We start from the raw sequence: 26,350 nt of genomic DNA, 5'->3' as shown, positions 1-26,350 counted from the left end.
AGTATTAATTAATTACATAACAAACTTAGATGCGATACTCGTGTTGCTATTTACACGGTGCATTACATCTGCAAATAGTGGTGCACAGCTCAATACTTTTACTTTATCGCTTCTGTGCTCTCTAGGAATAGAATCTGTTACGATTAATTCTTTGAGTTTACTATTTTCTAATTTTTCATAGGCATTACCGCTTAAAATTGCGTGTGTACAAATAGCACGTACACTTAATGCGCCTTTCTCCATCATCAAATCTGCAGCTTTTGTTAAGGTACCGGCAGTGTCTACCATATCATCTACAAGCACTACATGCTGTCCTTCTACATCACCTATAAGTTCCATGTGAGAAATCACATTTGCCTTAGCACGTTGCTTATAACAAATCACCACATCACTTTCCATTGCTTTACTATAGGCATAGGCTCTTTTACTACCTCCCATATCTGGAGAGGCAATGGTAAGATTTTCTAATCCTAAGTCTTGTAAGTAGGGTAGGAATATCGTCGAAGCAAATAAATGATCTACTGGCTTCTCAAAAAATCCTTGGATTTGATCTGCGTGTAAATCCATAGTGATAATACGTGTAGCTCCAGCAGTTTCTAATAAGCTTGCTTTTAGTTTTGCTGCGATAGGAACTCTAGGCTTGTCTTTACGATCTTGACGCGCCCATCCAAAATAAGGAATTACGGCAGTAATGTGTCTAGCCGACGCACGTTTTGCCGCATCTAGCATTAACAACATTTCCATGAGGTTATCACTGTTAGGCATCGTGCTTCCAATGATAAAAACTCTAGAACCACGTACCGACTCTTCAAAAGAAGGTTGGAATTCTCCATCACTATAGGTAGAGGTAATAACATTTCCTAGTGGTTGCCCAAAAGCTTTAGCGATTGCATCTGCAAGAACTTTACTTTTTTGACAAGCAAATATTTTAGGTTGTGGTACTGTAGCGGCCATCTTTGGTAACGGTTAAACAGATTGATTATTAATTCCTTTTTCAAAAGGAGGTGCAAAAATAGTAATAAAAATAAGTCTAGCCTTAGAAAAGTCAGTGTTTTATGTTGTTTGATCGAATTTATTCTTTAATTTTGCTGTCCACTTAGCCGAAATGGCGGAATTGGTAGACCTGTCTGCCGACAGGCAGGCGCGCTGCGACTCACTATCGTAGCCATTGAAATTTTGAAGAAATGATCTATGTTTACGCACTCTCTAGTATACATCATAACTATATTTATGTAGGAATGACTGAGAATCTAGAAGAACGTTTTCATAGACATAATACAGGAAGAGAACGTACTACCAAACCGTATCTTCCTTATAAAATTATTTATCAAGAAGCATGTCTTGATAGACCCAGTGCTCGGAAACGAGAAAAATACTGGAAATCTGGGGTTGGAAAAGAACAGCTCAGAATTATCAGAGATACACTTTGATAACAAATGCCTTGGTGGCGGAATTGGTAGACGCGCGCGACTCAAACTCGCGTTCCTAGGAGTGTGGGTTCGATTCCCACCCAAGGTACTAAAGACTTCTTGTTTTACAAGGAGTCTTTTTGGTTTAAGAATACTATTCTAGCATAAATAACTGATAAATTATATTGATAATCTGTCTAAATCTCAAGTCAATTTTTAAAAACACTAACACCACTTATTGTGCATGCTAAATACATAGAAATCAATTAATTTTAATATCTTTAGCTTAGAATACTAACTCTAAAATTAATCATTATGCTAAAAAATATTTCAAACCTTGAAGGAGTTCAAGAGTTAAACAAGCAAGAACAAAAAAATATTAATGGAGGATCTATACGATGTAATTTGACACATAGTTTATGTCATAATCTTTTGGATAGTGATAATAATTATGAGCAATGCATGACGCTACTCGGTTGTGGTGATGAACTATAATAGTGGTGATGAACTATATATAATATATTACAAAGCGAACTTATGTTCGCTTTTCATTTTTATTTTCCCGTTATTTCTTTTTAACTAGGGTAATGATTAATTTGTGTTTTTGTTGCCAGATCTTTATTGATTTTCCATTTCTTTTATTATTACACTTAAATTACCTTTCACAATTTTGGTGTTAGGGTGCTCACCTCCTAGTTTATTTAAAAAGATTTGATAAGCTTTTTCCAATAAAACCTTTGCACCTTCATAATTTCCTAAATCTTTATGTACAGTAGCCAAATTAGAATATCGATTTGCAGTAGCAGGGTGATGTTCCCCAAAGTTCTTTATATCGGATGCTATTGCCTTTTCCAATAAATCCTTGGCGCCTTCATAATTTCCTAAATCTTGAAGCACCAATGCTAAATTTGAATAGCTAGTAGTAGTGTATGGATGATCCATTCCTAAATTTCTTTCATAAGAAGACATCGCCTTTTCCATTAAATCCTTTGCGCCCTCATAATCCCCTATACCTCGAAGTGTGGTTGCTAAATTTAAATAACTAGTCGCAGTATTAAGATGGTGGTCTCCAAAGTTCTTCTCATCTGATACTAATGCTTTTTCTAATAAATTCTTTGCGCCCCTATAGTCCTTTAAATCTTTAAGTACTAATCCCAAAATCGAATAACTAATTGCAGTATTAGGATGATCTTCTCCAAAATTTTTCTCATCAGAAGACACTACTCTTTCTATTAAATTCTTTGCGCCTCTATAGTCTCCTATATCTTGAAGAAAGAGCGCAAAATTAGAATAACTACTAATAGTATTAGGATGATCTTCCCCAAAATACTTCTCATGAGACTCTACTGACTTTTCCAATACACCCTTAGCACCCACATAATCTCCTAAATCCCTAAGTATTAACCCTAAATTATTTTGAATTGTAGATACATTTATGGCTGTATTCTCTTCGAATTGCTTTAAAAACGTTTTCCCATATGGAATCCATTTAAATTTTGAGATGGGATTGTCTTTATTTTCAATATTAAAGCTTAAAACTGATTGCAATGAGATTATAAGTGGTTCCAAAAACTCAGCATCATGCGTAAACTTAGATTTTACAACCTCCTGAATAATTTGATGTAGTTTATAAGCATCTTCCGATGGGTTATATAACACCCATCCTTTTTTTAGTAATTCTGCACGCCCTCTAGGCAAGATATCTGGTAAAAAAGAGAGTACCTCTTCCAAATCTTCATTTTGCAGGTATTCAGAAGGTAATACACTTATATATTTTAATACGGTAATACCATCTTTAGTTAACTCACTCATATCAAAAACAGCTGTTAAATAAGACAAGATTTTACCTATTTTTTTATTGCGATGCCTTGTGATAATATCTGTCTCCATATTGTTTACAATGGCGGCATTCAATGCTGTTGGAGACATTCGCAATTCTTGGGCAGTTTTGGCCAATATTTCTATAGTGAGGGTATGGTATTCAATACCCGCTACCAATTCTTTAATATCCTTATTTTGAAGTTTCTGGTACTTGTAGTGTTCTTTAAAAAGTTGTACGGCTTCGGGTTCACTTAAAAAACCAATCTCCATCGTATCAAAAAAATCAATTTTCTCTCGTGAAGTCACTAGTAAATGCCACTTAGGTTGACTAGGCAAATAAGAAGCATAAATAGCCAGATCTTCTGTAGCATTATCTATAATTAATAAATTTTTGCCTTTGAGGCTGTTCAGCTTTGCTTTTACGGCATTGTATGTTTCTTCTGGAGTACCTCCTAATTCTATTCGTAAAGATTCCAAAAGTCCAGCTGCCGCAACCACATCATTATAGAATCCATTTTGAGTGGCGCTTATCCAAGCAATATGATTATATTCATTAAAAAACTCTGTTAAGTATACGGTCGCTAGGGTTGTCTTTCCTATCCCTCCCATACCATTAACCAAAACGACTTGTTTATTGTCAAATAAGCTTTTTTTAAGTTTTTCCAGTTCTGATCTTCTTCCTACAATTTTCCTTTTTTCTAACTTAGGTAGTAGGGTTGTGAGTTCTTTGGGAATTTGAGAAGAGACCCCTCCGTCTAATCGTTTAATAATTTCTTGAGTATCGTCTTTTACAGAAGTAGTTAAATTAATTAAACTCTTCAGTTTTTCAGTATTGGAAAATATTTGTTTTTGATAATTTTCACTGATAAACAGATCCTTTAGTTTTTGATCTTGAACTACATTGTCCAAAAACAACTGATAGAATGCTTCAAGTTCTTCTTTGGTTGGAGGTATAATGTTTGTGTTTTCTTTAAAGGCAATATCTAACGTTTCCTTTGAGCCTTCATTAAATAAAACATAGCGACTTAAAGCATCAAAAAGCAAGTGACTTTTATAAAAAGGAAATTTACCTGTCACTTTAGAGCTAGGATGTTCTTTTTCAAAATCTTCTATGGTTTTTAAAATCACATGATACAAGCTTGCTTCATACGATTCTTTATCCCCAAAAAGAGGGGTGATTTTATTTTTTAAAGCTGTTTTGAAAGCCAGTCTAGCAATACTCTTCCCTACATATATTAAAATGGATTCTATCGTCATTCTTTCTTATAATTAAAGCTTCATGCATCTTTTTAGATACTAATAAACACTTCTTTTATTGTATTTACAAACCTTACAAATCTTATTGATTATCAAACCTTTAAATATAGAAAGAAAAATACAGAGTATTGTCTTGCCTATCGTACGGTTTCCCTTAATGAGTGATACGCTTTCGCGAAAGCGTATACAACACACTTCATATACACATTACGCGAAAACCGTAACATGTTGATTATCAATTTATTTTAATTATATTAACTGCATTATTAACCCAATAAATCATGAAGTATGTTAAAAAACATGTCAACCTTAGGAATTACTTTAGACAAGGCAGATCAGAAAAAAATAGCTGGAGGTTTACCGCCTCTTATTCCTAATGTATGTGGTGGTACAGGAGGAAAAAGAACAAACTATTCACAAGCTCAATGTTTTGGTTATGGATACTCTTGGGAGTATGGAGCCTGTTATATTTGTTACTAAACACTTCATTTCTAGATTAAGCGAACTTCGGTTCGCTTTTCTTTTACCTTATAATTCCATAAAAATACTCTTATGAAGTGCTCTCTAGCAGTTTTACAGCTTTTACACGCGTATATACATGCACTATTGTATGCATGCTATAGTTGCTTTAATTTCAGGTATTCATCTTAAATATATCATTATGAAAAAAAAGAGTATCAAAAGCCTAGCGCTTAACAAAGAAGTTATTTCTAGATTCAATAGTATGTCAATTCAAGGAGGTAAAGCACTCCCTAAGAGAACAACACCAGGAAATGGGTGTGATACTGCTCAATCATTTTGTGAGGGCGCTACTTGTGGTGTAGATTGTGAGGTTCAAACTGCTTCAGAGCAAACCGTATGTTGCAACTAAATTAATAAAGTGATGCAATCACTTTATTTTTCATAGTAATTTCTAAAAAAAAGCCTTGATGTATTCATACATCAAGGCTTTGTAGGTACTGCATAAAACCATATTAGATTTTATAGAGCTTTAGATGAGAATATATCCATACATCTTTGATAATAAAGAATAGTTTGTCTTAATAAATGTAACCCCTCAAGGAGTGTTTTACAAACAGGAATTAATTCTTTTTCAATTACTACTTTTGACGCTTCTTTTACTTTGTGGAGTATCGATTGTAGCTGTAATGGTTTTTTAACCTCAAATGAAAAGGAAGGAATCTTAACTTGCTCATCAATTTCGTCTCCGGTATAAACATCTATAATTGTTTCCTTAGTGCTTAACACTTTATCTGCAACAAGTGTAATAGTTTTTGTTTGTTGCTGTAACGCCTTGCTAAATCCTTGATCATATTCTTTATCATGTAAGGTGTTTATTTTTTTTAGCTCTACAAATACTTCTTTATACATTTCTATTTTATTCTGTAACAGAATACATTTTTCAATAAACAATTGCTGTTTTTGGTCTTTAATTCCAATCTCAGAAACATTTATTTCTGCATCAAGCAATTCTTTTGTGATGACAACAGTTGCATTTGCTATCATTGTAAACTTTTGATACTGTTCTTCTGTAAATAGCACATCTTCATGATAGGTATCATTTTGCTGACTAAAATCAATAAACGTTTTTAAAAATTCATTGGTTACTAATAAACGGATAAGCGCTTCTTTAACAACTAATGACTGTTTCTCTACAATTTGATATATCAGATTTTCCCATAAAAATATCTCTTGTGCTTCCGATAATAAGGTAGTCTGTTTTATATTTCTTTTAATAGAATGATAGGAAAAATCTTCTTTATGTGCTGCTAGCCATAGTGAAAAGTCATATAATGATGGTAATGCACTACGAATCTCTAAACTGTTTTCAAATACATTATACATTCTTACTGCTTTTTTCATAGCAGCTGCTCTCTTGTCTTGATTTTTTATACGAGTAATCTTAATAAAATGACTTGTTTTATTTGCTGGAGGATATATAAGATACTGGTTATTGCTCTTTGTATTTAATGCTGGGTCAATTAAGGCCACATCTGCCTTTGAAGAATATTTCTTCATGTGAATCTCTTTTTAAATTATTTGTTGTAATTGCTCTTAGGGAGAGCACTAATATGCTTTTTAGATGTGGTGCATAAAAAGTCATAGTACTGATATTTCTCATAAAGAAATACCATCATATCAAGCTATAATACATATGGTTACCTATACTATAGCTTACGATTCATCTAATAGGTATCGTCCCCCAACGACGTCTATTTTAGTCTCGATTTTAGTGCTCTCAAACATAAGAGCAAGTACTTATTTTAAACTTTCCTTAAAGTGTGGTTGTAGAAAAGGAATTATTACTATTCTTTATGATAAAAAGAATATTAGGTTACTGTTTTTAAATCATGCCTTGCACGTAAAAACATAAAGAAGTTTAGTTGCTTTTTCAATACTTTAAAAATTAAATTATACTATGTTTTATTTATAAAAACAAAACGCTTTTCTAAAGTGGTGCATGAAAGCGAACTGATACCTAAAAAAGGAATCTATTGTTTTTGATTTAGGGTGTATTATGTACAACGGACAAATACTAATTATCGTATAAAAAACAGCATGTTACCTCCATTTTTTATATCCCCTCGTATATATATCAAACTTAAAAAATCTTTTTAAAGATTCATAATAAATACGCGTTAAACGTATCACAAAAACTAAGCCACAAGCTCAATAGGTTTTTATAACTGACAATTATTCTTATGTTTTACGTTTCACAAGGGCATAATACTCACCGCCATCTATGGGTAAATATCCTTGATCATACACAAAATAATATATCGTCCCTGCCTTGGTAGTATATATACTAGTGAAATAATTAAAATCAAAACCTGCAGTAGTGAGTTTTGATTTTGTTGTTTTTGTTTTTTCGTCAGGATTAAGCGCTTCTAGAATACGGTAGTTTTTACGTAATCTATTATTTATATTACGCACAAGGTTTTTAGAATCTTTATTGAATTTATTATTATAACTATTACGACACGAATCATTACAAAACTTCTTGTCAGAACGACCTATAATACGTGTTCCGCATTCAAGACAATTTTTCTCCATAGTATATAGTGTTCTTTTTTAGTTGTATACTAATTATTACTTCTAGTGTAAAAATGATAACTTACATTCACAAAACTTCGTTTCTTACCTTTTAAAAGTAATAAATTAATTACTAGTGATTTTTATAATTCCCTTTTCTTCTTGTAAGAATTCCAATAGTTTCATTAAAAATATTGTAGGAATTTGTGTATTTCATCGATTAAATATACAATTATAACGTTTATCTGCATTTTTATTTTATATTAGTAATCCCAAATCATAATACCCCAAATCATGAAGTTAATTACAAATGCCCTGTTTGTCATGGGATTCGTATGCCTTTTCGTATCATGTAGTACAGATGAAATCGATGATCCATCTGCCTCTGTAAATTTTGAAAGCGAATTCATTGTTGAAAATAATGATGCTATGTCTAATGAGATTTTAGCTATTATAAATGACCATAGAGCAACGCTGAATCTTCCACCTTTTTCCCAACACACTTTAGCCAAAGAAGAAGCTTTGGATCATACGGCGTACATGATTGTAAATAATAAAGTAAGCCATGATAATTTCTTTCAACGTTCAGATTACTTAAGAGCAAATGGCGCAGATGCCGTGAGTGAAAATGTTGCCTTTGGGTACCGTACTGCTCAAGCTGTAGTAGATGGATGGTTGAATAGTCCAGATCATAAAGAAGCAATAGAAAGCGATTTTACCCATTCAGGGATAAGTGTCGCACAAACAGAAAGTGGTGTGAATTTCTTTACACACATTTTTGTTAAATAAGAACCCCAAACCATAATTGGTTTACAGCCCCATTAGTATTTTACTGGTGGGGTTGTTTTTTGCATATGAATTAGAATCTTCCATGAAGCTACCTAAAAGAGATTGTTGTATTTTTATACAAATTCTTTTAAGATTATGGCTATAGCAAAACCTTTCAACCTAAATCAATGGATAGAAGAAAATAGAGATCTTCTTAAACCACCTGTAGGAAACAAAAATTTATACAAAGATGCTGGAGACTATATCGTAATGGTAGTAGGTGGTCCAAATGCACGAAAAGACTATCATTACAACGAAACAGAAGAATTGTTTTATCAACTTGAAGGACATATTGAAGTACATATTCAAGAAGACGGACAAAAAAAGACAATGAAATTAGGACCTGGAGATATGTATTTACATCCCGCAGGTGTACCTCATTCTCCTGTACGACATGAAAATTCTATTGGTCTTGTGATAGAGCGTAAACGTATTCATTTAAACGGAAAAGACGGATTACTTTGGTTTTGTGATAACTGTAATACCAAACTATATGAAGTACGCTTTCTTTTAGAAGATGTTGAAAAAGATTTCTTAGGTCATTTTATAGATTTTTACGGTGACGAGAAAAAACGCACCTGCTCTAATTGTGGAGAAATAATGCCTACAGATAAACGCTTTGTTCCGCAAGAATAATTCATGAACAAACAAGAGTATCCAGAACCCATAGATACATTTGCACACTGGCTACAGGAATACGTATCCATTACCAAAAACAACTACCCATCTGCGTGTGTCCTATCTACTCAAGGACTAGATGGTTTTCCTAATGCTCGAAATGTATCTCTCAAATCTATAGAAAAACCATATCTCATCATCACTGGATCTACCTTATCCAGAAAAGGAAAAGAAATCGATGCACATCCCAAAGTAGCACTTACATTTTGGTGGGAAGAAACCAAACGTCAGGTACGCATTCAAGGAACAGCTTCTGTAATTTCCGAAGAAGATGCCCTTTTCTTTTTTAATGATAGGAGTTACGAATCCCAAATTGTGAGTACCATAAGTACACAAGGAGCCCCTGCAAAAGATTTAGAATTATTAAGGGTACGCTTTCGCGAAAGCGTAAAAAGACAGCAACCCATCAATAAACCAGCTCATTGGAGTGGTTGGAAAATCAAACCTTACCGTATCGAATTTTTAGAATTTAATGCCTCTAGGTTCCACAACAGAGTATTATATACACAATCTGAAGAAGGGTGGGATATTATCCAACTGGAACCATAAGAAAGATGCTCTATTCTTTTACAGGCATAGTATTATCTGTATCTTCGCAAACGATTTCTTAAATATAAAAAACGAAACAAAATGAGTACAGTCGCTACAGATTTTGGAATGGATCAAGCTTTAAAACAACTTGGTTTAAAAGATATAAACGATGGAACTTCCACAGGAAATAATTGGTTTTCTAACGGAGCTATCATCGAGTCACACTCTCCGGTTGATGGCCAACTTATAGGAAAAGTAACCAGCACAACACGTGAAGATTATGATCAAGTAATGGATGCGGCTACTGCTGCTTTCAAAACTTGGAGAACAAAACCAGCTCCATTAAGAGGAGAAATAGTACGTCAGTTTGGACAAAAACTACGCGAACTTAAAGAGCCTTTAGGAAAATTGGTTTCTTACGAAATGGGGAAATCATATCAAGAAGGTCTTGGAGAAGTACAAGAAATGATAGACATCTGTGATTTTGCAGTTGGTCTTTCACGTCAGTTACACGGCCTTACAATGCACTCAGAACGTCCTGGACACCGTATGTATGAACAATATCATCCATTAGGAGTTGTAGGAATTATTTCTGCCTTTAATTTTCCCGTAGCTGTATGGGCTTGGAATACTGCACTTGCTTGGATATGTGGAGATGTATGTGTTTGGAAACCTTCAGAAAAAACACCTTTATGTGGTGTTGCCTGCCAAAATATCATTGCAGATGTATTAAAAGAAAATGACCTTCCTGAAGGTATTTCTTGTCTTATTAATGGCGATTATAAAGTAGGTGAATACTTAACTACAGATACTCGAATTCCATTAGTTTCTGCAACAGGAAGTACACGTATGGGTAAAATAGTTTCTCGTACTGTAGGAGAGCGTCTAGGTACTTCTTTATTAGAATTAGGAGGAAATAATGCTATCATTGTAACTCCAGATGCAGATATCAAGATGACTGTTATTGGAGGTGTATTTGGAGCTGTGGGAACTTGTGGTCAACGTTGTACCTCAACAAGACGTCTTATTATTCATGAAAGTATTTATGACAAAGTAAGAGATGCTGTTGTAGATGCATACGGGCAATTACGCATAGGAAATCCATTAGATGAAAATAATCATGTGGGTCCATTAATCGATACAGATGCTGTTGCAAATTATAATAATGCCTTAGAGCAAGTAGTTGCACAAGGAGGTAAAATTATTGTTGAAGGTGGCGTGTTATCTGGAGAAGGATATGAAAGTGGATGCTATGTAAAACCAGCTATTGCCGAAGCAGATAATAGCTTCCCAATTGTACAGCACGAAACATTTGCTCCTGTATTATATCTTCTTAAATATTCTGGAAGTGTAGAAGATGCTATTGAACTTCAAAATGGTGTTGCACAAGGATTATCTAGTTCTATTATGACTAATAATCTTCGTGAGGCTGAGCGTTTCTTAAGTGTTGCTGGGTCTGATTGTGGAATAGCAAATGTAAATATTGGAACTTCTGGTGCAGAAATAGGAGGTGCCTTTGGAGGAGAAAAAGATACAGGAGGAGGGCGCGAGTCTGGTTCTGATGCTTGGAAAGTATATATGCGCCGTCAAACAAATACAATTAATTATACGACACAATTGCCACTAGCTCAAGGAATCAAATTTGATCTATAAGCTATAGGTATTAGTATATAAAACTAAAACCCCCTCATAATATATATTATGCGGGGGTTTCTTTTGTGTAGTTTTGTAGTTTCGATTAAGAATTTCTTAACTGTACTTTCTAAACAGAGATAGCATAAGTAGGATTAAGATCTAGTAGTCTTGTTATGATTTCCAGTTAAAAAAACTTAATTCTAATCAGTAGGATTAATACGTTTGCTTATTAAACAACAGAAAAGCAATAACTCCTACCCTATATTTTCATTTTATTTGAAAAAAATAAAATTGATGTCATAAAATGATAGTAATTCTCTATTTTACAGACATATATTACCACATACTAATCTATAATAGTTTTGATCAATAATACACCCATCCCTAAATGGATTTTACCAGTTATTGTAGTTTCTCAATTTTGTGGCACATCACTTTGGTTTTCTAGTAATGCAATATTACAAGATCTTATTATTCATTTTTCGCTTCCAGAAAACACACTCGCCCATATAACCTCTGCGGTCCAATTTGGGTTTATAGCAGGGACGCTCTTATTTGCTATTTTTACGATTGCCGATAGATTTTCTCCTTCAAAAGTATTTTTAATAAGCGCCTTCATTGCTGCTATTTTTAACCTTGCAATTGTTTGGAATCACAATTCTCTTACAAGTATTCTTATTTTACGCTTTTTGACTGGTTTTTTCTTAGCAGGTATTTATCCTGTAGGAATGAAAATTGCTGCCGATTATTACAATAAGGGATTAGGAAAGTCTTTAGGTTTTCTCGTGGGAGCTCTAGTATTAGGAACTGCCTTTCCACATATTTTAAAAGGTTTTACAGAACAACTTCCTTGGAAAACAATCGTAGTAATTACATCAATTATTGCTTTGCTAGGAGGACTCCTTTTAGCTTTTCTAGTTCCAGATGGTCCTTATAGAAAAAAAAGCGCCACTTTAGATTTTTCTGTAATCCATAACATTTTTAAAAATAAAAAATTCAAAGCCGCAGCTTTCGGTTACTTTGGACACATGTGGGAGTTATATGCATTTTGGGCATTTGTTCCTATGATTATAGCTTCCTATAATACATTACATCCTGAAAGCACTTTAAACATCGCCATTTCTTCTTTTATTGTAATAGGGATAGGAGCTATTTCTTGTATAATAGCTGGTTATGTATCCCTTAAAAAAGGAACAAAAAAAACAGCCACTATAGCTCTTGCACTCTCTGGTGTTTTTTGTTTTATGTCACCCTTATTATTTGAAATACCTTCACAATTGTTATTTATGACCTTACTAGCTGTATGGGGGATGGTTGTTATCGCAGATTCGCCTTTATTTTCAACACTTGTTGCTCAAAATGCCGACCCTGTATACAAAGGAACAGCTCTTACTATTGTAAATTGTATTGGTTTTGCAATTACCATTGTAAGTATTCAATTATTACTTCTATTACAAGCATTTATAAATCCTTCCTATTTATTTTTAGTATTAGGAATAGGTCCATTATTTGGTTTAATTTCTATTTATAGAAAAAGAAGTAATTGATTATTTTTATGATACAACAATGAGCCTTGTATAGTTACTTTATTTAAAACAAAAAACGTTTCTTAAGTTCTTTATCGACAACCGTAGCATCTCTATCGATTATTTACAAAATATTCTTCCAAAAAACGCTAATGCGTTTCTTTAACATTTTTTAGTAACTTTAAAACACTATTAACCAAAAACTAACCAAAATGAGTAAGAAAACGAAATACCTCTTCGGTATTTTGCTTACGATTATTATTGGAATGATTTTAATGTGGTTTTTCTGTTGTAAAGATGCAACACACAAGGAAGAATCTAAAGAAGATCAACACCTAAATAATCAAAAAGAAGCAGTAGCTGAAACAACGCCTCCAACTGCTACAAACATGGGCTTTACTTTTAAAGACCCCGACGGAAACTTTGCATATTCAAGCAATGATAATTTTAACTTTACTATTTCTGACTTTAACCCATTAACCCCTATCTCTGATAAAATAAACATAGGAATAGATGAGTTGCAAAGATATCTTGATGAGAATAATGAGAAATATTTAGATATTACAGGACTTTATACCTCTACTGAAAATAACCCCTCTGCATTTCCTAATTTGGGAGTTGCTAGAGCAAATGCTGTAAAGAATTACTTAAGTTCAAAAGGAATATCTTCTAGGCAACTAAATATTTTTGGAAAAGAAGACAATTCTTTAATAGCAAATGATTCTATATTTAAAGGACCTATAAATTATTTAATACATAATAGAGCCGCAAATACTGATGAAGCCAGTGATTTAAAAGAATTAGAAAATCTCAAAAAACGTATTAATGACGATCCGTTAATTCTTCATTTCGGTAATGCGCAAGCATCCATAAACCTTACGACAGAACAGCGTCAAAAAATAGCAGATATTAGTCGTTATTTAGACAAAGTAGAAGGTTCTTCTATAACTATAGAAGGGCATACAGATAATAGTGGTAGTCGTGCTACAAACATGCCTTTAGGTAAAAAAAGAGCCGATTATGTAAAAGGATATTTTAAAGGTAATGGAATACCTGAATCCAAAATCATTACTACCTCAAAAGGGCCAGACGAACCTATAGCTTCTAATGAAACCGAAGAAGGTAAAGCAAAAAACAGACGCTCTATCGTCAGAATAAACTAACTAAAAAATTAAAGAAATGAATTTATTAATAATAGACTTATCAAACATACCGTGCTGGCTCATACCGCTTCTTGTTGGCCTTATATGCGCAATTTTAGGATACTTATTAGGACGTCTTGCTGGAAAAGGCAATGATTCTAGTGATGACCTCGATTTATGGAAACGTAAAAATGCTTCTTTAAAGGCAGATTTAGAAGCATGCCGTTCACAACTTAAAACAGCAACTGCAGCACCTGTTGCCGCTAGTAGTACTGCGAGTATGTCTTCATCATTTGCGGCTCAAACGGAAACAATTCCTGAACCTACTATTACCATTGTTCCTTATGATCCTGCAGCTGCAAAAGCAGCTTTTGGAAAAACTATTAAAGAAGATGATCTTACCGTGGTAGAAGGAATTGGTCCAAAAATAAGAGAACTATTTCACAATTTTGATATCAAGACATGGGCCTCTTTAGGAGACACTACTGTAGAAAAATGCCAAGAAGTTCTTCAAAGTGGTGGAAAACGTTTTGAAATACATCGTCCTCAATCATGGCCTATGCAAGCAAAACTAGCTGCCGAAGGAAAATGGGGTGAACTTAAAAAATGGCAAGATGAACATGATTACGGGAAAGAATAGACAACTCTTTCTCTAATTTAACACAAAAAGCCTCTTCTATAGAAGGGGCTTTTTATTGCTCTATAAAATTAATGTATATTGATCTCACAAAACCCTCCTATTCTAATAATTAAAAACAATTAACCATTCAAATTATGACAAGAGAAGAACATCTTCAATTTTGTAAAAAATGTACTAACCGAGAATTAGATATGGAACAGGGTCTCTTATGCAGCCTTACTAAAAGGAAAGCTGATTTTGAAGGAGAATGTCGAGATTATAATTACGACGAAACTGTATTAGAACAAATGGATGACACAGAAGCACTTGATAGACAAGTTGCAATGGCTAGAGTCTCAGAGAAAGCATTAGAAAAATACAGATCAGAGCAAAATCTTCCTGCAGCTATAGGCACAGGGGTTTTGGTAGGCTTTATTGGCGCCTTATTATGGGCTGCAATCACAGTGGCCACAGGGTATCAGATTGGTTATATGGCCATTGCCATAGGTGCTGGTGTAGGAATTTCTATGCGTATTTTCGGTAAAGGGATGGATCAAATTTTTGGAATCTCAGGTGCTATTATTGCTATTGTTAGTTGTCTTTTAGGAAACTACTTTAGCCTTGTAGGCTCTATAGCTAATTATGAAAATCTTGGTTATTTTGAGACTTTTAGTTTAATCAATCTTTCCGAAATCATCCCTATGATGAAAGAAACTTTCAGTGGTATGGATTTATTCTTCTATGCTATTGCCGGATATGAAGGATACAAATTTGCTTTTAGAGCTTTTACAGAAAAAGAACTTGCAGAAGAAGCATAATTAACACACCCTTGAAGTGAAAAAGATTGCTACATGGCTTACCACTAGACCTATTGCTCATCGTGGTTTACATGATGGCAATCTTAAAATTCCGGAAAATTCTTTATCCGCTTTCGCGAAAGCAATAAAAGAAAATTACCCGATAGAACTTGACATACAGATTATAAAGGACGGAACCGTTATTGTTTTTCACGATACCGATTTAAAACGAGTTTGTAATAGTTCAAAAAAAACAAAATCACTCACTAAAACAACATTAAAAAACCACTCTCTTTTTAATACATCTCAAACAATTCCTACACTTCAAGAAGTATTGCACTTTGTAAAAGGGCAAGTACCTTTATTAATAGAATTTAAAACACATAGTCTCTCAAAAAAACTAGAAAAAAATACATTGTCATTACTTAAAGAGTATAAAGGCGATGTCGCTTTACAGTCCTTTAATAGATCTTCTGTAAAATGGCTAAGTAAGCAAACTCACACCTACAATGTAGGACAACTTGCAGAGCCTTCTACGTTAATTTTTCCAATAAATCATATCTATAATTATTTTCAATTGAACAAGCGTATGTCTCCTGATTTTGTCGCATACGACATAGACGATTTACCTAATAAAAGAGTGTCTTACTTTAAAGAGAAGGGAGTCCCTATACTATTGTGGACAGCTCGTAGTCAGTCACAAATTGAGCTTTATAAAGCACTTTACGATACTATTATTTTTGAAGGATTTATTCCTAGTTTATAAAAAGGGGTATTATACTTATTTCTTTTGGATCATTTATTAAATAAATAATAGATATAAAATCAGTAAGAAGCACCTTCAGAGGCTTGCGCTATAAACACAATAGTTACAATCAATAGGATAGCAAAGACAACAGCAAAAAAGATTTTCCAAAAAGAATACGGCCTACTTCCAGAAATAGTCCCAGTTTCTCCATTTACAAAGAAATTATATTCTTTTCCATTATATCTATATGAGCTCACATAAACTGGAAGTAATATATGCTTAAAAGTTTCTTCAGAAAGCTTCATATCTATACTGCTTACACGTTGTGTATCTCCTCCTATATCTCTTCTACACCAACGATCTGCTATACGACGTGCTTCTTCTTTGGATTCTAAATGTCCTTCTTGCAAAGGAATTGTATATTTTTCTGTGATAAATCCTCTTAAAAAACTACTATTAAAAGGTTGTAGTTTTTGCAGATTCCATCGTGCAATTTTCTTAGGAATACGCCCTGTTTTTTGTTGTGAAGCTTTTATAAGAGTATCATCTATAAAACCCGATATTCTGCCTGATGCAGGATACCATCGTGTTTTACGAACTTGTCGTGTGCGTGAGTTTCCTTTACTATCTTTATATCGTTGTGTTTCGTAGTAATATACGCCTCGTTGTCCAGTATAAGTAGCTCTTAGCTGTGCATCAAAAGTCCAATAAGGTAAATACAAGCCTTTTGTGAACTGAGGATCAAGAGATGCCTTTTTAAGGTTATTAGGAGCCCACCAAAGACCGCTCACCCATTTTTTAAAGGTTTGGAATGATTGTTTTTGATCTATTTGAAAAGGCAATACAGCACCTGGCAATATCCAATCTTCTGTATACATGTCTTCAACAATTAAAGGCATACTACAATACACACAATGTAGTGATTTGTAATTCTCCTCTATATGTTGATTGGCACCACAATTTTTACAATGTAACATAGAGATTTTCTCACTATGTGACTGTGCTCCCATTTCCTTAAGATATAATGAGAGTTCCAGTTCTTCAAAACCATTAGGATCTACTGTGATTTCTTCTTTGTGACCACAATACTCACAAGTAACAGATGTAGTTCCGGGCTTATATTTAAGCTCGGCTCCACAATTGATACATGACCTTTTAAGTTCTGTGTGTTGTTGTACAGTAGATTCTGGTGTTGACATACATTGAGATAGTTGCGCTTTAAAAAGCGCAACTTATTATGAATTTAAAAATCTCTATTTATTGTTGTGGTAATGGTGGTGGTGTATTTCCTCCCAAGAATGATTTCAATTCTTCAACATCCTTAAGTGCTGTCCAATTAGCCATTCCTTGCTTCCATATTAAACTATCACGATTTATAGTTCTACTTGCAAAAAGCGCTTTCAATTGCTCAAAAGAAACGGGCCCTTGTTGTGTCCCATTTGCCGCATAAAAATACTGTGTTTGTGCTGGCATTGGAGGTGGTACTCCAGGCGCTTGTTGTTGCATCGGTTGTTGTCCTCCCATTTGAGGGCTCATCATTCCTCCCATCTGTTGTGCCAATACAAAGCCCATTCCCATTCCCATTCCTGCTCCTGCGGTACCTCCTTCATTAGCTGCGGCTGCCTCGATAGCCTTAGCTGTTTTGAATTTAGTTAACTTATCTAGGTCCAATTTATCGATACGACTATATTCGAAGATCTCCTTTTTAAGCTCTTCCGGCATAGAGACATTTTCTATATAAAAACGCTCTAATGAAATTCCCACAGAGGTAAATTCAGGTTGCATTACTTCTTGACAGGTTTCTGACAACTCTGAAGTATTTGCCGCATATAACTCTATAGGGAGATTTGCCTCTCCTACCGTATCTGTAAAACGAGTAGCAATTAAACTTTTTAGATGCTCATTAATCTCAAAGTTGGTAAAATTACTATCTGTACCTACAATATCTATAATAAATTTCCCTGGGTCTGACACTTTAAAAGCATACGTTCCAAAGGCACGTATTTCGACAAGACCAAAACGCTCATCACTTAAAGTAATAGGGTTTTTAGTCCCCCATTTCTCATCCGTAAAAAGATGCGTGTTTACAAAATACACCTCAGCTTTGAATGGAGAATTAAATCCATACTTCCATCCCTTAAGTGTTGTTAAAATCGGTAAATTCTGTGTTGTAAGATCATAAGAGCCTGGTGTAAATACATCTGCAAGTTGTCCTTCGTTCACAAAAACGGCTGCTTGTCCCTCTCGTACAATTAATTTTGCGCCATTCTTAATCTCATTCTGATAGCGCTCAAAACGATGCGCTATTGTATCATCTGTATAATCAAGCCACTCAACAATGTCAATAAATTCATTGGTAAGTTTCTCTTTTATTTTATCAAAAAGTCCCATAGTTGATTGGTTTTTAATTGGAGTACTAAATCTACAAAATACAAGGCATATGCAAAAAATAAAATGCCTGAATAAAAATTAGACTAAATATAAATAACACATTAAATTTTGAAATCATAAAAAAGCCTTTAGATTTGCATCCTCATAAACAAAACGTTTATGAGATAAACAAAGAAAAAATGTCAATAGTAATTACATATCAAGAAATTTCCGAGGCACATGCGCAGCTCACGGCACGATATTGTAGTTAATTAATAGTCAACAATATATAGAACCCCAGAGCTTCAAAACTCTGGGGTTTTTGTTTTAAATACAATTAAAAAGCAATCATATGCTATCAAATACAAACAGCAAACTATAGGCTGAAAACATCACAGTGTTTCCAGTCTTTCATCTAAAATTAAAGTTTATGAAATCATGGAAACATTATACAATACACAACCACCCGAAGTAACTACAACTTCAAAAAATAAGAGTAAATACATTCTTCTCGTAGAAAAAATCTACCATGCAGAAAACAAACCTCAAGAAAATAAAGGCACAGTAGAGTCATTTCTATGGAGTTCATTTTCAAAAATGAGCAAAACACGCCATACTTGGAAACGTGCAACATTTAAAGATTTACTTATACTCATGCATACACAAGGGTGTTATAAAATCTTAAGGAGTCCGTTATATATACAAGTACTAGCAAACATAAGTACGTTTGGACTTAAGATAGTACGTCCTATTGAAATGTGGCAACGCCCAAGTTTTGATCCTGAAGAGCAACTGGAAGATGTAATCGACTATTGCTTTGCAAAATATCCTACTCCTGTCTTTTTGATTAGTTCTTTTTATGAATCTTCATTAAGACATCAGCTTTGGTATGTACAGTTAGGTTTTGGTAAAAGTGTTAAATCACTAAGTGGTTTGCCAGATAAATTCACATCAAAAATGATGCACGAGTTTAGAAATACCCCTAGAGGATTTAGTGTGCCAGAAGCGATTGTTCGTGCACAAGCATTAGGATATGGAGCATCACAACAAATGGCTATGGAGCTTACAAGATCAAAATTGCCTCAAATAGAAGGAAACACTTCATTTTGGAGAAGTGTAGTTCAATTTTTTTCAATTCAAAAACAAGTCAATCATTGGGATCTCTATAAAGCATTGGAGTATCTGGAGGCTAGAATTCAAAGAGATAGATATTTTTCTATGAAAGGAAGATCCCTTGAGGCACTTTTAAATCAAGCACAAGAATGGCATCTAGAAATGCAAAAAATGCGTAATAAGGCTAATTACTTATCATGGCTTCCTAGTGGTATCAAAGGGATGCATTTAGAAATTGTAAAAAATGACGCTCCTATTCTATACAGTGCAAAAGAGCTTTTGACTTCTGAAGAGTTATATCAGGAGGGATGTGACATGAATCACTGTGTAGCAGATTATATTGATGATTGTTATGCTAAAAAAACAAGTATTTTCTCACTAAGAAAACAAGAAGGAGATACTATAAAGAAATTAGCAACTGTAGAAATTAATCCATATACACTAGAAGTTTTGCAGGCAGAAGGTAAATGTAATACTCCACTTTCAGAAGAGGCAGCTATGGCATTTAACCATTGGATGCATATACTTGGAAGTAATGAAAAGATAATTGTTTCTCATCAAGAGCAACACGTTGCTCAAGATATGCCGCCGCAAGCTCCTATCGAAAGAAGAGAGGTGGTCCAACATGTAAATTATGGACACGAACCTCCTGCTCCTATTAAAAGTTTCTCAGATATAAATCTAGAAACAAAAGGATGGTGGGTGATTCTATTTTTAATTATTAGAATAATTATAGCGCTTTCTAATCTTTAAAAAGAATACCCCTTTGTGAACTATTAATCAAAGGTGTACATCTTACATATATCCATAAAAAAACGTCCTCTACTCCCCCAAGTATTGGACGTTTTCTATATTCAAAATGACTATAGTGGTGCATATAGTCACATAAGCATTTTTACAAAATCCACGTAAAGCTATTTCCCCTTTTAAACTCTAAACACTAACATACGCTAGCATTCAAATCATTATTTATAAACAATGTCTATAACTCGTGAATAGGATTATAAATAAAGCCTACTATTTTGAATGGTTAATACATTGCAAATATCAAATAGCTTTAGAAGTATCACAAGGGGTAAATGCCCCTTTTTTTATTTATTTCTAGTTATATGAGGGCCTTTGCCCCTAAAAAAGAGTGACTATTTCTCCCTTTTTCTTCTGGATATAGCTCCCAAACTGGGTCACTCTGCCAAAAATCTTTAGTATCTACATCTAAAACCGAGATACTTCCCTTAAAAGCAGCTCCTGTATCTATATTCCAAACATTTGCTTTTTGCAGAGGAACCGTTGCTCCTACTCGTGTTACGGGTGTATGTCCAATATATATTTCTTTAAAAAGCTGTAAACGTTTTGGGTATAGCTTATCTAAGGGTGACAAATCTTCTCTCATTGCACACACCATTTCCCATAAAGTACGATCCCAATAAAATGCGGTACTATGCCATTCATGACTCGGCCCATTGAGATTCTGAAAGCCTGCATGACAGTACATACGATTTTGATCATCTATATAATAATCTTTTAGTCTTTCATAAAAAGGGAGATGTTCATATCGCTCTTCACTTGATAATTTTGCATATGCATCTTTTGTAGTCTGCCCGCCATGTTGTATCCACTTAGCACTCATCTCTTTGCCTTTCAACCATTGATATACTAAATCATCATGATTCCCTCTAATTAAAGTAATTTCCTGATGTAATGACATCTCCGTAAGAAAATCAATAACACCAACACTATCACTCCAGCCATCTACATAATCTCCCAAAAAGACCAGATGATCTTCTTTTGTCACTTCTGCTCTCTTCAACACTTGCTTCAGCGCTAGTAAGCCTCCATGTATATCTCCTACAACTAATGTTCTTCCCATATTAATTATATCTTACTTTACGCAAAATGCGCATTGTCTCTTTATAACGACTATAAATAGCTCCTTTGTATTTTTTAAGAAACGGTTTTACTTCTTCTAATTTATGAATGGCGCCTTCAAAACCATTAAGATAACATATCAAATAGGTGTTAGGCAACTCATACAAATCATTATATTCCCCCTGATTCAGAGTTATTTGACGTTTCATTTTATAAAAAATAACATTGTTATTATTATATATATGATACAATGTACGTTTATCTACTTTTGGAGGATCAAAAATTAATTCCGTGTCAATCGTGTAGGTTCCGCTTTCGCGAAAGCGTATCACTACTTCTTCCAAAGGGTAATATTTAAACTGCTCTTGAACGCCTAAATGCACATACTCTAATATAGAAAACGAATCTTCGTCATAATGTATAGACACCTCATCCAGTGCCGAATAAAATAATCGTACTTGCTCATTAATAAGTTCAATATCTACTCTTGAGTAATAGGTTTCTCCTTTAACTACCTTTTTATGTCCTGCCCAACAAAGCACAAATTGTTCTTTAAACACCTTGTACCGACTCTCCATATCGTTATGACGATGATTTATAAAATCAATCACCCCATCTAATGTCAACTCAATACTATTTTTTGCGTGATTTTCTATGGAAGCAACGATCTCGCTATTTACATCTTCTACATCAGATTTAAAAACCTTAGGCATAGACATACTTCCATCTCTAAAAAAAACAGTTCCGCCCCAGTATTTCCAAATATTCTTTTTTAATGCTGTAAGCTTATCCTGCTCCCTAATAGTAACTAAACCTACCACTCTATCTTCTGGCAAGTGTGGAAAAGGGATATTCTCATATGATATGAGGGGTGGGTTCTCTAAATAGGCGTTAATAAGATTTTGCAACTTACTATCATCAAAGAAAGGAACGCCTATAATTTTATTTTCACCATCATCTACTCCTATAACAATAAAAGAATTGTTTTTGGGATTTGAATTAGAAAGTGCACAAATGTGTTTTAAAAACTTAGCCTTTCCCTCTTTACTTCCAATATCAATCTTACGCTTCTTATCATAAAAGCTATTCTCATCATTATGAGAAAGTAAGTTTTTAATAAGTAGTCGTTTATTAATCAAAATAGGAGAAGGAGTCTTTAGTTCTTATTAATAATTGTACTACTAGCTTGTGCTGTAGACATCACGACAAGGTCTGCAATATTTACATGATAAGGTCTTGATACTACAAAATAGATAATGTCTGCAATATCTTCTGGTTTTAACACATCAAAACCTTGATATACTTTATCTGCTCGTTCTGTATCTCCTTTAAAACGCACCTCACTAAATTCTGTATGGACCATTCCTGGATTGACCGCTCCTACTTTAATATTATGTTTATTAAGATCTATGCGCATTCCCTGATTGATAGCATCTACTGCATGTTTACTAGCACAGTATACATTTCCGTTGGGGTATACTTCTTTCCCTGCTGTAGATCCTATATTAATAATGTGCCCTTCTTTTCTATCTGTCATTTGTGGGATAATGGCTTTACTCACATATAATAATCCCTTTACATTTATATCTAACATCGCATCCCAATCATCGGTATTCCCCGTTTGAATAGGGTCAAGACCATGAGCATTTCCAGCATTATTAATCAAAATATCTATGCGCTTAAAGTCATCAGGTAATCCAGCTATTGCTTGTACTACTTTTTCTTTATCACGCACATCAAAATTTAATGTATGTACTTTTACCTGACTTTGAAAAGCTTGTTGCAATTCATCAAGACGTTCTTGTCTTCTTCCGCAAAGAATTAAGTTAATCCCTTCTTTAGCAAACCGTTCTGCCGTTGCTTTTCCGATACCACTGGTGGTCCCTGTTATTAATGCTGTCTTCATATATATGCCCGCAAAGACGGGTATCTTTTAGTATTCAAACTAATTTTAACTAATTTTTTCTGTGGTAGTTAGATAATTACGGCACTTTATGTCCTTGACTTTCTATCAATAATGCAAACCAGTCTTGTAACTCAAGTGTAATGCTTACTGCTTTTACAGCGTTAGTAATACGCTCTTTATTGGTTGTCCCAATTACTGGATGTACTCCAGATGGATGTTGCATAATCCATGCAAGTAACAATTGATCTTCTGTTGCATTGTATTTTTCTGTCAATGTACCTAATAAAGTTTTGATACGCTGTGTTTGTGGTGTCTCTTCTCTAAATACACTTCCTAAAGGACTCCAGCTCATGGGTACAATACCTTTGGTTTGCATATGATCTAACGTTCCATCATGCATTGCCGTATGTTGCGTCAAGCTAAATTCAATTTGATTTACAGAAATAGGAGATTTTGTGCTAATCAAATCTATTTGAGAAGGTGTAAAATTAGACACCCCAAAGTCAAGTATTTTACCAGAAGCTTTTAATTGTTCAATGGCTTTTTGAACTTCATCAGATTGCATTAAAGGACTTGGGCGATGCAATAATAAGAGATCTAAATACTCTGTTTGTAATAATTGAAGTGACCTTTCTGCACTCCAAATAATATATTTTGCTGTATACTCATAATGCTTTACACGATTTTCTGGTCGTGCATTTCCGGTATATTGAATACCACATTTTGAAATTAATTGAATAGTAGATCGGTCTATATTCGCTTTCGCGAAAGCGGTTCCAAAATCCTCTTCTGTGCTGTAATCGCCATAGATGTCGGCGTGATCAAACGTAGTGATGCCCTGTGATATACAGTGATTCATCAGATCAATCATTTGAGTGTCATTGAGTTGTTTCCCCCAAGCACCCCAGGTCATACATCCCTGAATTATTTTTGAAAATTTTTTATTCATTTTATATTTTGCGTTCTCATTAAAAATACGGGTTACCAAGATAGAAAAATACGTGTGAAGCCCTTTATTTAATAGAATTTTTAACCAATTGTTAACAAGAAGTTTGGGAATAAAACCCCACTTTGCAATGTTTTAAAATCCCACTAAATTTAATTTTAAAGTATGGAAGAAAATATGACGACGATAGATATAAGCGCTATCAACGAAAAGATAGAAAAAGAAAGTGCTTTTATAGATATCTTGACCATGGAGATGAATAAGGTGATTGTAGGTCAAAAACACATGATAGAACGGTTACTTATTGGGCTTCTGGGTCGTGGCCACATCTTACTAGAAGGTGTTCCTGGTCTAGCAAAAACACTTGCTATTAATACACTTGCTCAAGCAGTACACGGTTCTTTTAGTCGTATACAATTTACTCCTGATTTACTTCCTGCCGATGTAGTAGGTACCATGATATATAATATGAAAGTCAATGACTTTAGTATTAAGAAAGGTCCCATCTTTGCCAACTTTGTACTTGCCGATGAGATTAACCGTGCTCCTGCAAAAGTGCAATCTGCACTCTTGGAAGCTATGCAAGAAAAGCAAGTAACTATAGGTGATGAGACGTTTATATTAGACAAGCCATTTTTAGTAATGGCAACTCAAAACCCAGTAGAACAAGAAGGAACATATCCATTACCTGAAGCGCAGGTAGACCGTTTTATGCTTAAAACAGTGATTGATTATCCTAAAATACAAGATGAGCAAATGATTATTCGTCAAAATCTAAAAGGTGGTTTTGAAAAAGTAAATGCTGTCGTTTCTGTAGAACAAATACTTCGTGCGCAAGAAGCAGTAAAGGAAGTATATATGGATGAGAAAATCGAAAAATATATTCTAGATATCATCTTTGCTACACGTTATCCAGAAAATTACAAATTGGCAGATCTAAAACCACTTATCAATTTTGGAGCTTCTCCTCGTGGAAGTATTAACCTTGCTACTGCAGCAAAATGTTATGCTTTTATAAAACGTCGCGGATATGTTATTCCTGAAGATGTAAGAGCTGTTGTACATGATATTTTACGTCATCGTATTGGTATTACGTATGAAGCAGAAGCAGAAAACATTACTTCTGTAGATATCATTAACAAGATTGTAAACCAAATTGAAGTACCATAGGATTTAAGATCAACGAATGTTGATTGCTGATTTAAAAATTGGCAATCGTAAATCGTAAATCAACAATCTAAAATCAATAATGGATACAAAGGAATTACTTAAAAAAGTACGTAAGATCGAGATCAAGACACGACGCCTGTCTGATCATATTTTTGGAGGAGAGTATCACTCTACTTTCAAAGGTCGAGGTATGACTTTTAGTGAAGTAAGGCAATATCAGTTTGGAGATGATGTGCGTAATATCGATTGGAATGTTACGGCTCGTTATAACGAACCTTTTGTCAAAGTTTTTGAAGAAGAGCGAGAGCTTACCATGATGCTTGTAGCCGATGTAAGTGGTTCTGAGTTTTTTGGAACAGATAAACAATTTAAAAATGAAATTGTAACTGAAGTAGCCGCTACATTAGCATTTAGTGCGATGCAAAATAATGATAAGATAGGACTGATCTTATTTACTGATGAAATAGAACTATTTATTCCACCTAAAAAAGGAAAATCGCACGTACTGCGAATTATACGCGAACTTTTAGAGTTTAAGCCAAAGTCTAAAAAAACAGACATTGCCCAAGCTATTAAGTTCTTAAGTAGTGTCATGAAGAAAAAAGCAATTACGTTTATCCTTTCTGATTTTATTGCCGACGGGTATGAACAAACACTCAAAATTGCAGGTAATAAACATGATATTACAGGGATTCGTATTTATGACCAACGCGAAGAAGTCATTCCTAGTTTAGGGATGGTACAAATGGAAGATGAAGAAACTGGAGAATTGATGCTCATAAATACTTCTTCAAAAAAAGTACGAAGAAATTATGAAGCGTATTATAAAGAACGTGTTTCTTATTATGAAGAAAGTTTTAGAAGAAGCGGTTCGGGTGTTATAAATGTTCGTACTGACGAGAGTTATGTAAAAAAATTATTAGGTTATTTTAAACGAAGAGGATAATAAAAAAGG

The 26,350-nt window shown here is 34.1% G+C and carries 26 protein-coding genes and 1 tRNA gene; 17 read left to right on the top strand and 10 right to left on the bottom strand.

Features of this window, described 5'->3' with window-relative positions; all coding sequences use genetic code 11:
* Nucleotides 1-12 precede the first annotated feature (12 nt).
* The gene (locus tag CHB80_RS05885) at nt 13-954 is read right to left on the bottom strand and encodes a ribose-phosphate pyrophosphokinase (RefSeq protein ID WP_089370482.1); all 942 of its coding nucleotides are present in this window, start codon (nt 952-954) and stop codon (nt 13-15) included.
* A gap of 230 nt (nt 955-1,184) precedes the next feature.
* Between CHB80_RS05885 and CHB80_RS05880 the strand changes: the two genes are divergently transcribed.
* From CHB80_RS05880 to CHB80_RS05870, 3 genes are all read left to right on the top strand, one after another.
* Complete coding sequence (locus CHB80_RS05880) at nt 1,185-1,430, top strand: GIY-YIG nuclease family protein (RefSeq protein WP_089370481.1); 246 nt, start codon at nt 1,185-1,187, stop codon at nt 1,428-1,430.
* An 8-nt stretch (nt 1,431-1,438) separates the two neighbouring features.
* Nucleotides 1,439-1,518: transfer RNA gene (locus tag CHB80_RS05875), tRNA-Leu, on the top strand.
* A 206-nt stretch (nt 1,519-1,724) separates the two neighbouring features.
* On the top strand, nt 1,725-1,904 hold the full coding sequence (locus tag CHB80_RS05870) for a hypothetical protein (RefSeq protein WP_089370480.1): 180 nt from the start codon (nt 1,725-1,727) through the stop codon (nt 1,902-1,904).
* Between the two features lie 123 nt (nt 1,905-2,027).
* Here CHB80_RS05870 and CHB80_RS05865 read toward each other — a convergent pair whose 3' ends face one another.
* Entirely contained in the window at nt 2,028-4,487 is a 2,460-nt protein-coding gene (locus tag CHB80_RS05865; RefSeq protein ID WP_089370479.1) for a tetratricopeptide repeat protein, read from the bottom strand.
* Between the two features lie 288 nt (nt 4,488-4,775).
* Between CHB80_RS05865 and CHB80_RS05860 the strand changes: the two genes are divergently transcribed.
* On the top strand, nt 4,776-4,967 hold the full coding sequence (locus CHB80_RS05860; RefSeq protein ID WP_143337059.1) for a hypothetical protein: 192 nt from the start codon (nt 4,776-4,778) through the stop codon (nt 4,965-4,967).
* Between the two features lie 181 nt (nt 4,968-5,148).
* The gene (locus tag CHB80_RS05855) at nt 5,149-5,358 is read left to right on the top strand and encodes a hypothetical protein (protein ID WP_143337058.1); all 210 of its coding nucleotides are present in this window, start codon (nt 5,149-5,151) and stop codon (nt 5,356-5,358) included.
* 110 nt (nt 5,359-5,468) lie between these two features.
* Here CHB80_RS05855 and CHB80_RS05850 read toward each other — a convergent pair whose 3' ends face one another.
* Together CHB80_RS05850 and CHB80_RS05845 are read right to left on the bottom strand one after the other, a co-directional pair.
* Complete coding sequence (locus CHB80_RS05850; RefSeq protein WP_089370476.1) at nt 5,469-6,506, bottom strand: hypothetical protein; 1,038 nt, start codon at nt 6,504-6,506, stop codon at nt 5,469-5,471.
* 681 nt (nt 6,507-7,187) lie between these two features.
* Nucleotides 7,188-7,541, bottom strand: a complete 354-nt coding sequence (locus CHB80_RS05845) for a hypothetical protein (protein ID WP_089370475.1) — start codon at nt 7,539-7,541, stop codon at nt 7,188-7,190.
* 273 nt (nt 7,542-7,814) lie between these two features.
* On the opposite strand from CHB80_RS05845, the gene CHB80_RS05840 reads away from it, so the two are divergent.
* The 9 genes from CHB80_RS05840 (at nt 7,815) to CHB80_RS05800 (ending at nt 16,042) form a co-directional block, all read left to right on the top strand.
* A complete protein-coding gene (locus CHB80_RS05840) occupies nt 7,815-8,309 on the top strand; it encodes a CAP domain-containing protein (RefSeq protein ID WP_089370474.1) in 495 nt (164 codons plus the stop codon).
* Between the two features lie 135 nt (nt 8,310-8,444).
* On the top strand, nt 8,445-8,984 hold the full coding sequence (locus CHB80_RS05835; RefSeq protein ID WP_089370783.1) for a 3-hydroxyanthranilate 3,4-dioxygenase: 540 nt from the start codon (nt 8,445-8,447) through the stop codon (nt 8,982-8,984).
* Nucleotides 8,985-8,987: 3 nt separating this feature from the next.
* Nucleotides 8,988-9,575, top strand: a complete 588-nt coding sequence (locus CHB80_RS05830) for a pyridoxine/pyridoxamine 5'-phosphate oxidase (RefSeq protein WP_089370473.1) — start codon at nt 8,988-8,990, stop codon at nt 9,573-9,575.
* A gap of 81 nt (nt 9,576-9,656) precedes the next feature.
* A complete protein-coding gene (gene amaB, locus CHB80_RS05825; RefSeq protein WP_089370472.1) occupies nt 9,657-11,210 on the top strand; it encodes an L-piperidine-6-carboxylate dehydrogenase in 1,554 nt (517 codons plus the stop codon).
* A 344-nt stretch (nt 11,211-11,554) separates the two neighbouring features.
* On the top strand, nt 11,555-12,739 hold the full coding sequence (locus CHB80_RS05820) for an MFS transporter (RefSeq protein WP_229746900.1): 1,185 nt from the start codon (nt 11,555-11,557) through the stop codon (nt 12,737-12,739).
* A gap of 191 nt (nt 12,740-12,930) precedes the next feature.
* Nucleotides 12,931-13,881 (top strand): OmpA family protein, encoded by a 951-nt coding sequence (locus CHB80_RS05815; RefSeq protein ID WP_089370471.1) that lies wholly within the window; start codon nt 12,931-12,933, stop codon nt 13,879-13,881.
* Nucleotides 13,882-13,897: 16 nt separating this feature from the next.
* On the top strand, nt 13,898-14,500 hold the full coding sequence (locus CHB80_RS05810; protein WP_089370470.1) for a hypothetical protein: 603 nt from the start codon (nt 13,898-13,900) through the stop codon (nt 14,498-14,500).
* A 134-nt stretch (nt 14,501-14,634) separates the two neighbouring features.
* A complete protein-coding gene (locus CHB80_RS05805) occupies nt 14,635-15,297 on the top strand; it encodes an inorganic phosphate transporter (RefSeq protein ID WP_089370469.1) in 663 nt (220 codons plus the stop codon).
* 16 nt (nt 15,298-15,313) lie between these two features.
* Nucleotides 15,314-16,042 carry a glycerophosphodiester phosphodiesterase family protein gene (locus tag CHB80_RS05800; protein WP_089370468.1) on the top strand — a complete coding sequence of 243 codons (729 nt, stop codon included), beginning with the start codon at nt 15,314-15,316 and terminating at the stop codon, nt 16,040-16,042.
* 59 nt (nt 16,043-16,101) lie between these two features.
* On the opposite strand, the gene CHB80_RS05795 is transcribed toward CHB80_RS05800, so the two are convergent.
* Both CHB80_RS05795 and CHB80_RS05790 read right to left on the bottom strand, forming a co-directional pair.
* Nucleotides 16,102-17,223 carry a DNA helicase PriA gene (locus tag CHB80_RS05795; protein WP_089370467.1) on the bottom strand — a complete coding sequence of 374 codons (1,122 nt, stop codon included), beginning with the start codon at nt 17,221-17,223 and terminating at the stop codon, nt 16,102-16,104.
* Between the two features lie 58 nt (nt 17,224-17,281).
* Nucleotides 17,282-18,415: an SPFH domain-containing protein gene (locus CHB80_RS05790; protein WP_089370466.1), complete on the bottom strand. Its 1,134-nt coding sequence runs from the start codon at nt 18,413-18,415 to the stop codon at nt 17,282-17,284.
* A 417-nt stretch (nt 18,416-18,832) separates the two neighbouring features.
* Here CHB80_RS05790 and CHB80_RS05785 point away from each other — a divergent pair, with 417 nt between their 5' ends.
* Complete coding sequence (locus tag CHB80_RS05785; RefSeq protein WP_089370465.1) at nt 18,833-20,260, top strand: PcfJ domain-containing protein; 1,428 nt, start codon at nt 18,833-18,835, stop codon at nt 20,258-20,260.
* A 352-nt stretch (nt 20,261-20,612) separates the two neighbouring features.
* On the opposite strand, the gene CHB80_RS05780 is transcribed toward CHB80_RS05785, so the two are convergent.
* From CHB80_RS05780 to CHB80_RS05765, 4 genes are all read right to left on the bottom strand, one after another.
* Entirely contained in the window at nt 20,613-21,374 is a 762-nt protein-coding gene (locus CHB80_RS05780) for a metallophosphoesterase family protein (RefSeq protein ID WP_089370464.1), read from the bottom strand.
* 1 nt (nt 21,375) lies between these two features.
* Nucleotides 21,376-22,512: an ATP-binding protein gene (locus CHB80_RS05775; RefSeq protein WP_089370463.1), complete on the bottom strand. Its 1,137-nt coding sequence runs from the start codon at nt 22,510-22,512 to the stop codon at nt 21,376-21,378.
* Nucleotides 22,513-22,529: 17 nt separating this feature from the next.
* Nucleotides 22,530-23,279: an SDR family NAD(P)-dependent oxidoreductase gene (locus CHB80_RS05770; RefSeq protein ID WP_089370462.1), complete on the bottom strand. Its 750-nt coding sequence runs from the start codon at nt 23,277-23,279 to the stop codon at nt 22,530-22,532.
* 76 nt (nt 23,280-23,355) lie between these two features.
* Nucleotides 23,356-24,228 carry an aldo/keto reductase gene (locus CHB80_RS05765; RefSeq protein ID WP_089370461.1) on the bottom strand — a complete coding sequence of 291 codons (873 nt, stop codon included), beginning with the start codon at nt 24,226-24,228 and terminating at the stop codon, nt 23,356-23,358.
* A gap of 162 nt (nt 24,229-24,390) precedes the next feature.
* Between CHB80_RS05765 and CHB80_RS05760 the strand changes: the two genes are divergently transcribed.
* Together CHB80_RS05760 and CHB80_RS05755 are read left to right on the top strand one after the other, a co-directional pair.
* A complete protein-coding gene (locus CHB80_RS05760; RefSeq protein ID WP_089370460.1) occupies nt 24,391-25,395 on the top strand; it encodes an AAA family ATPase in 1,005 nt (334 codons plus the stop codon).
* 79 nt (nt 25,396-25,474) lie between these two features.
* Entirely contained in the window at nt 25,475-26,341 is an 867-nt protein-coding gene (locus CHB80_RS05755; protein ID WP_089370459.1) for a DUF58 domain-containing protein, read from the top strand.
* Nucleotides 26,342-26,350 lie beyond the last annotated feature (9 nt).

The sequence above is a fragment of the Dokdonia pacifica genome, from assembly GCF_900188275.1.
GTDB classification, from domain to species: domain Bacteria; phylum Bacteroidota; class Bacteroidia; order Flavobacteriales; family Flavobacteriaceae; genus Dokdonia; species Dokdonia pacifica.
This window is presented reverse-complemented; position numbering and strand designations above follow the sequence as displayed.

Excerpts from the sequence above, each read along its gene's own strand:
- CHB80_RS05885 (WP_089370482.1), bottom strand. The coding sequence starts at position 954 with ATGGCCGCTACAGTACCACAACCTAAAATATTTGCTTGTCAAAAAAGT.
- CHB80_RS05880 (WP_089370481.1), top strand. The coding sequence starts at position 1,185 with ATGATCTATGTTTACGCACTCTCTAGTATACATCATAACTATATTTAT.
- CHB80_RS05870 (WP_089370480.1), top strand. The coding sequence starts at position 1,725 with ATGCTAAAAAATATTTCAAACCTTGAAGGAGTTCAAGAGTTAAACAAG.
- CHB80_RS05865 (WP_089370479.1), bottom strand. The coding sequence starts at position 4,487 with ATGACGATAGAATCCATTTTAATATATGTAGGGAAGAGTATTGCTAGA.
- CHB80_RS05860 (WP_143337059.1), top strand. The coding sequence starts at position 4,776 with ATGTTAAAAAACATGTCAACCTTAGGAATTACTTTAGACAAGGCAGAT.
- CHB80_RS05855 (WP_143337058.1), top strand. The coding sequence starts at position 5,149 with ATGAAAAAAAAGAGTATCAAAAGCCTAGCGCTTAACAAAGAAGTTATT.
- CHB80_RS05850 (WP_089370476.1), bottom strand. The coding sequence starts at position 6,506 with ATGAAGAAATATTCTTCAAAGGCAGATGTGGCCTTAATTGACCCAGCA.
- CHB80_RS05845 (WP_089370475.1), bottom strand. The coding sequence starts at position 7,541 with ATGGAGAAAAATTGTCTTGAATGCGGAACACGTATTATAGGTCGTTCT.
- CHB80_RS05840 (WP_089370474.1), top strand. The coding sequence starts at position 7,815 with ATGAAGTTAATTACAAATGCCCTGTTTGTCATGGGATTCGTATGCCTT.
- CHB80_RS05835 (WP_089370783.1), top strand. The coding sequence starts at position 8,445 with ATGGCTATAGCAAAACCTTTCAACCTAAATCAATGGATAGAAGAAAAT.
- CHB80_RS05830 (WP_089370473.1), top strand. The coding sequence starts at position 8,988 with ATGAACAAACAAGAGTATCCAGAACCCATAGATACATTTGCACACTGG.
- amaB (WP_089370472.1), top strand. The coding sequence starts at position 9,657 with ATGAGTACAGTCGCTACAGATTTTGGAATGGATCAAGCTTTAAAACAA.
- CHB80_RS05815 (WP_089370471.1), top strand. The coding sequence starts at position 12,931 with ATGAGTAAGAAAACGAAATACCTCTTCGGTATTTTGCTTACGATTATT.
- CHB80_RS05810 (WP_089370470.1), top strand. The coding sequence starts at position 13,898 with ATGAATTTATTAATAATAGACTTATCAAACATACCGTGCTGGCTCATA.
- CHB80_RS05805 (WP_089370469.1), top strand. The coding sequence starts at position 14,635 with ATGACAAGAGAAGAACATCTTCAATTTTGTAAAAAATGTACTAACCGA.
- CHB80_RS05795 (WP_089370467.1), bottom strand. The coding sequence starts at position 17,223 with ATGTCAACACCAGAATCTACTGTACAACAACACACAGAACTTAAAAGG.
- CHB80_RS05790 (WP_089370466.1), bottom strand. The coding sequence starts at position 18,415 with ATGGGACTTTTTGATAAAATAAAAGAGAAACTTACCAATGAATTTATT.
- CHB80_RS05785 (WP_089370465.1), top strand. The coding sequence starts at position 18,833 with ATGGAAACATTATACAATACACAACCACCCGAAGTAACTACAACTTCA.
- CHB80_RS05780 (WP_089370464.1), bottom strand. The coding sequence starts at position 21,374 with ATGGGAAGAACATTAGTTGTAGGAGATATACATGGAGGCTTACTAGCG.
- CHB80_RS05770 (WP_089370462.1), bottom strand. The coding sequence starts at position 23,279 with ATGAAGACAGCATTAATAACAGGGACCACCAGTGGTATCGGAAAAGCA.
- CHB80_RS05765 (WP_089370461.1), bottom strand. The coding sequence starts at position 24,228 with ATGAATAAAAAATTTTCAAAAATAATTCAGGGATGTATGACCTGGGGT.
- CHB80_RS05760 (WP_089370460.1), top strand. The coding sequence starts at position 24,391 with ATGGAAGAAAATATGACGACGATAGATATAAGCGCTATCAACGAAAAG.
- CHB80_RS05755 (WP_089370459.1), top strand. The coding sequence starts at position 25,475 with ATGGATACAAAGGAATTACTTAAAAAAGTACGTAAGATCGAGATCAAG.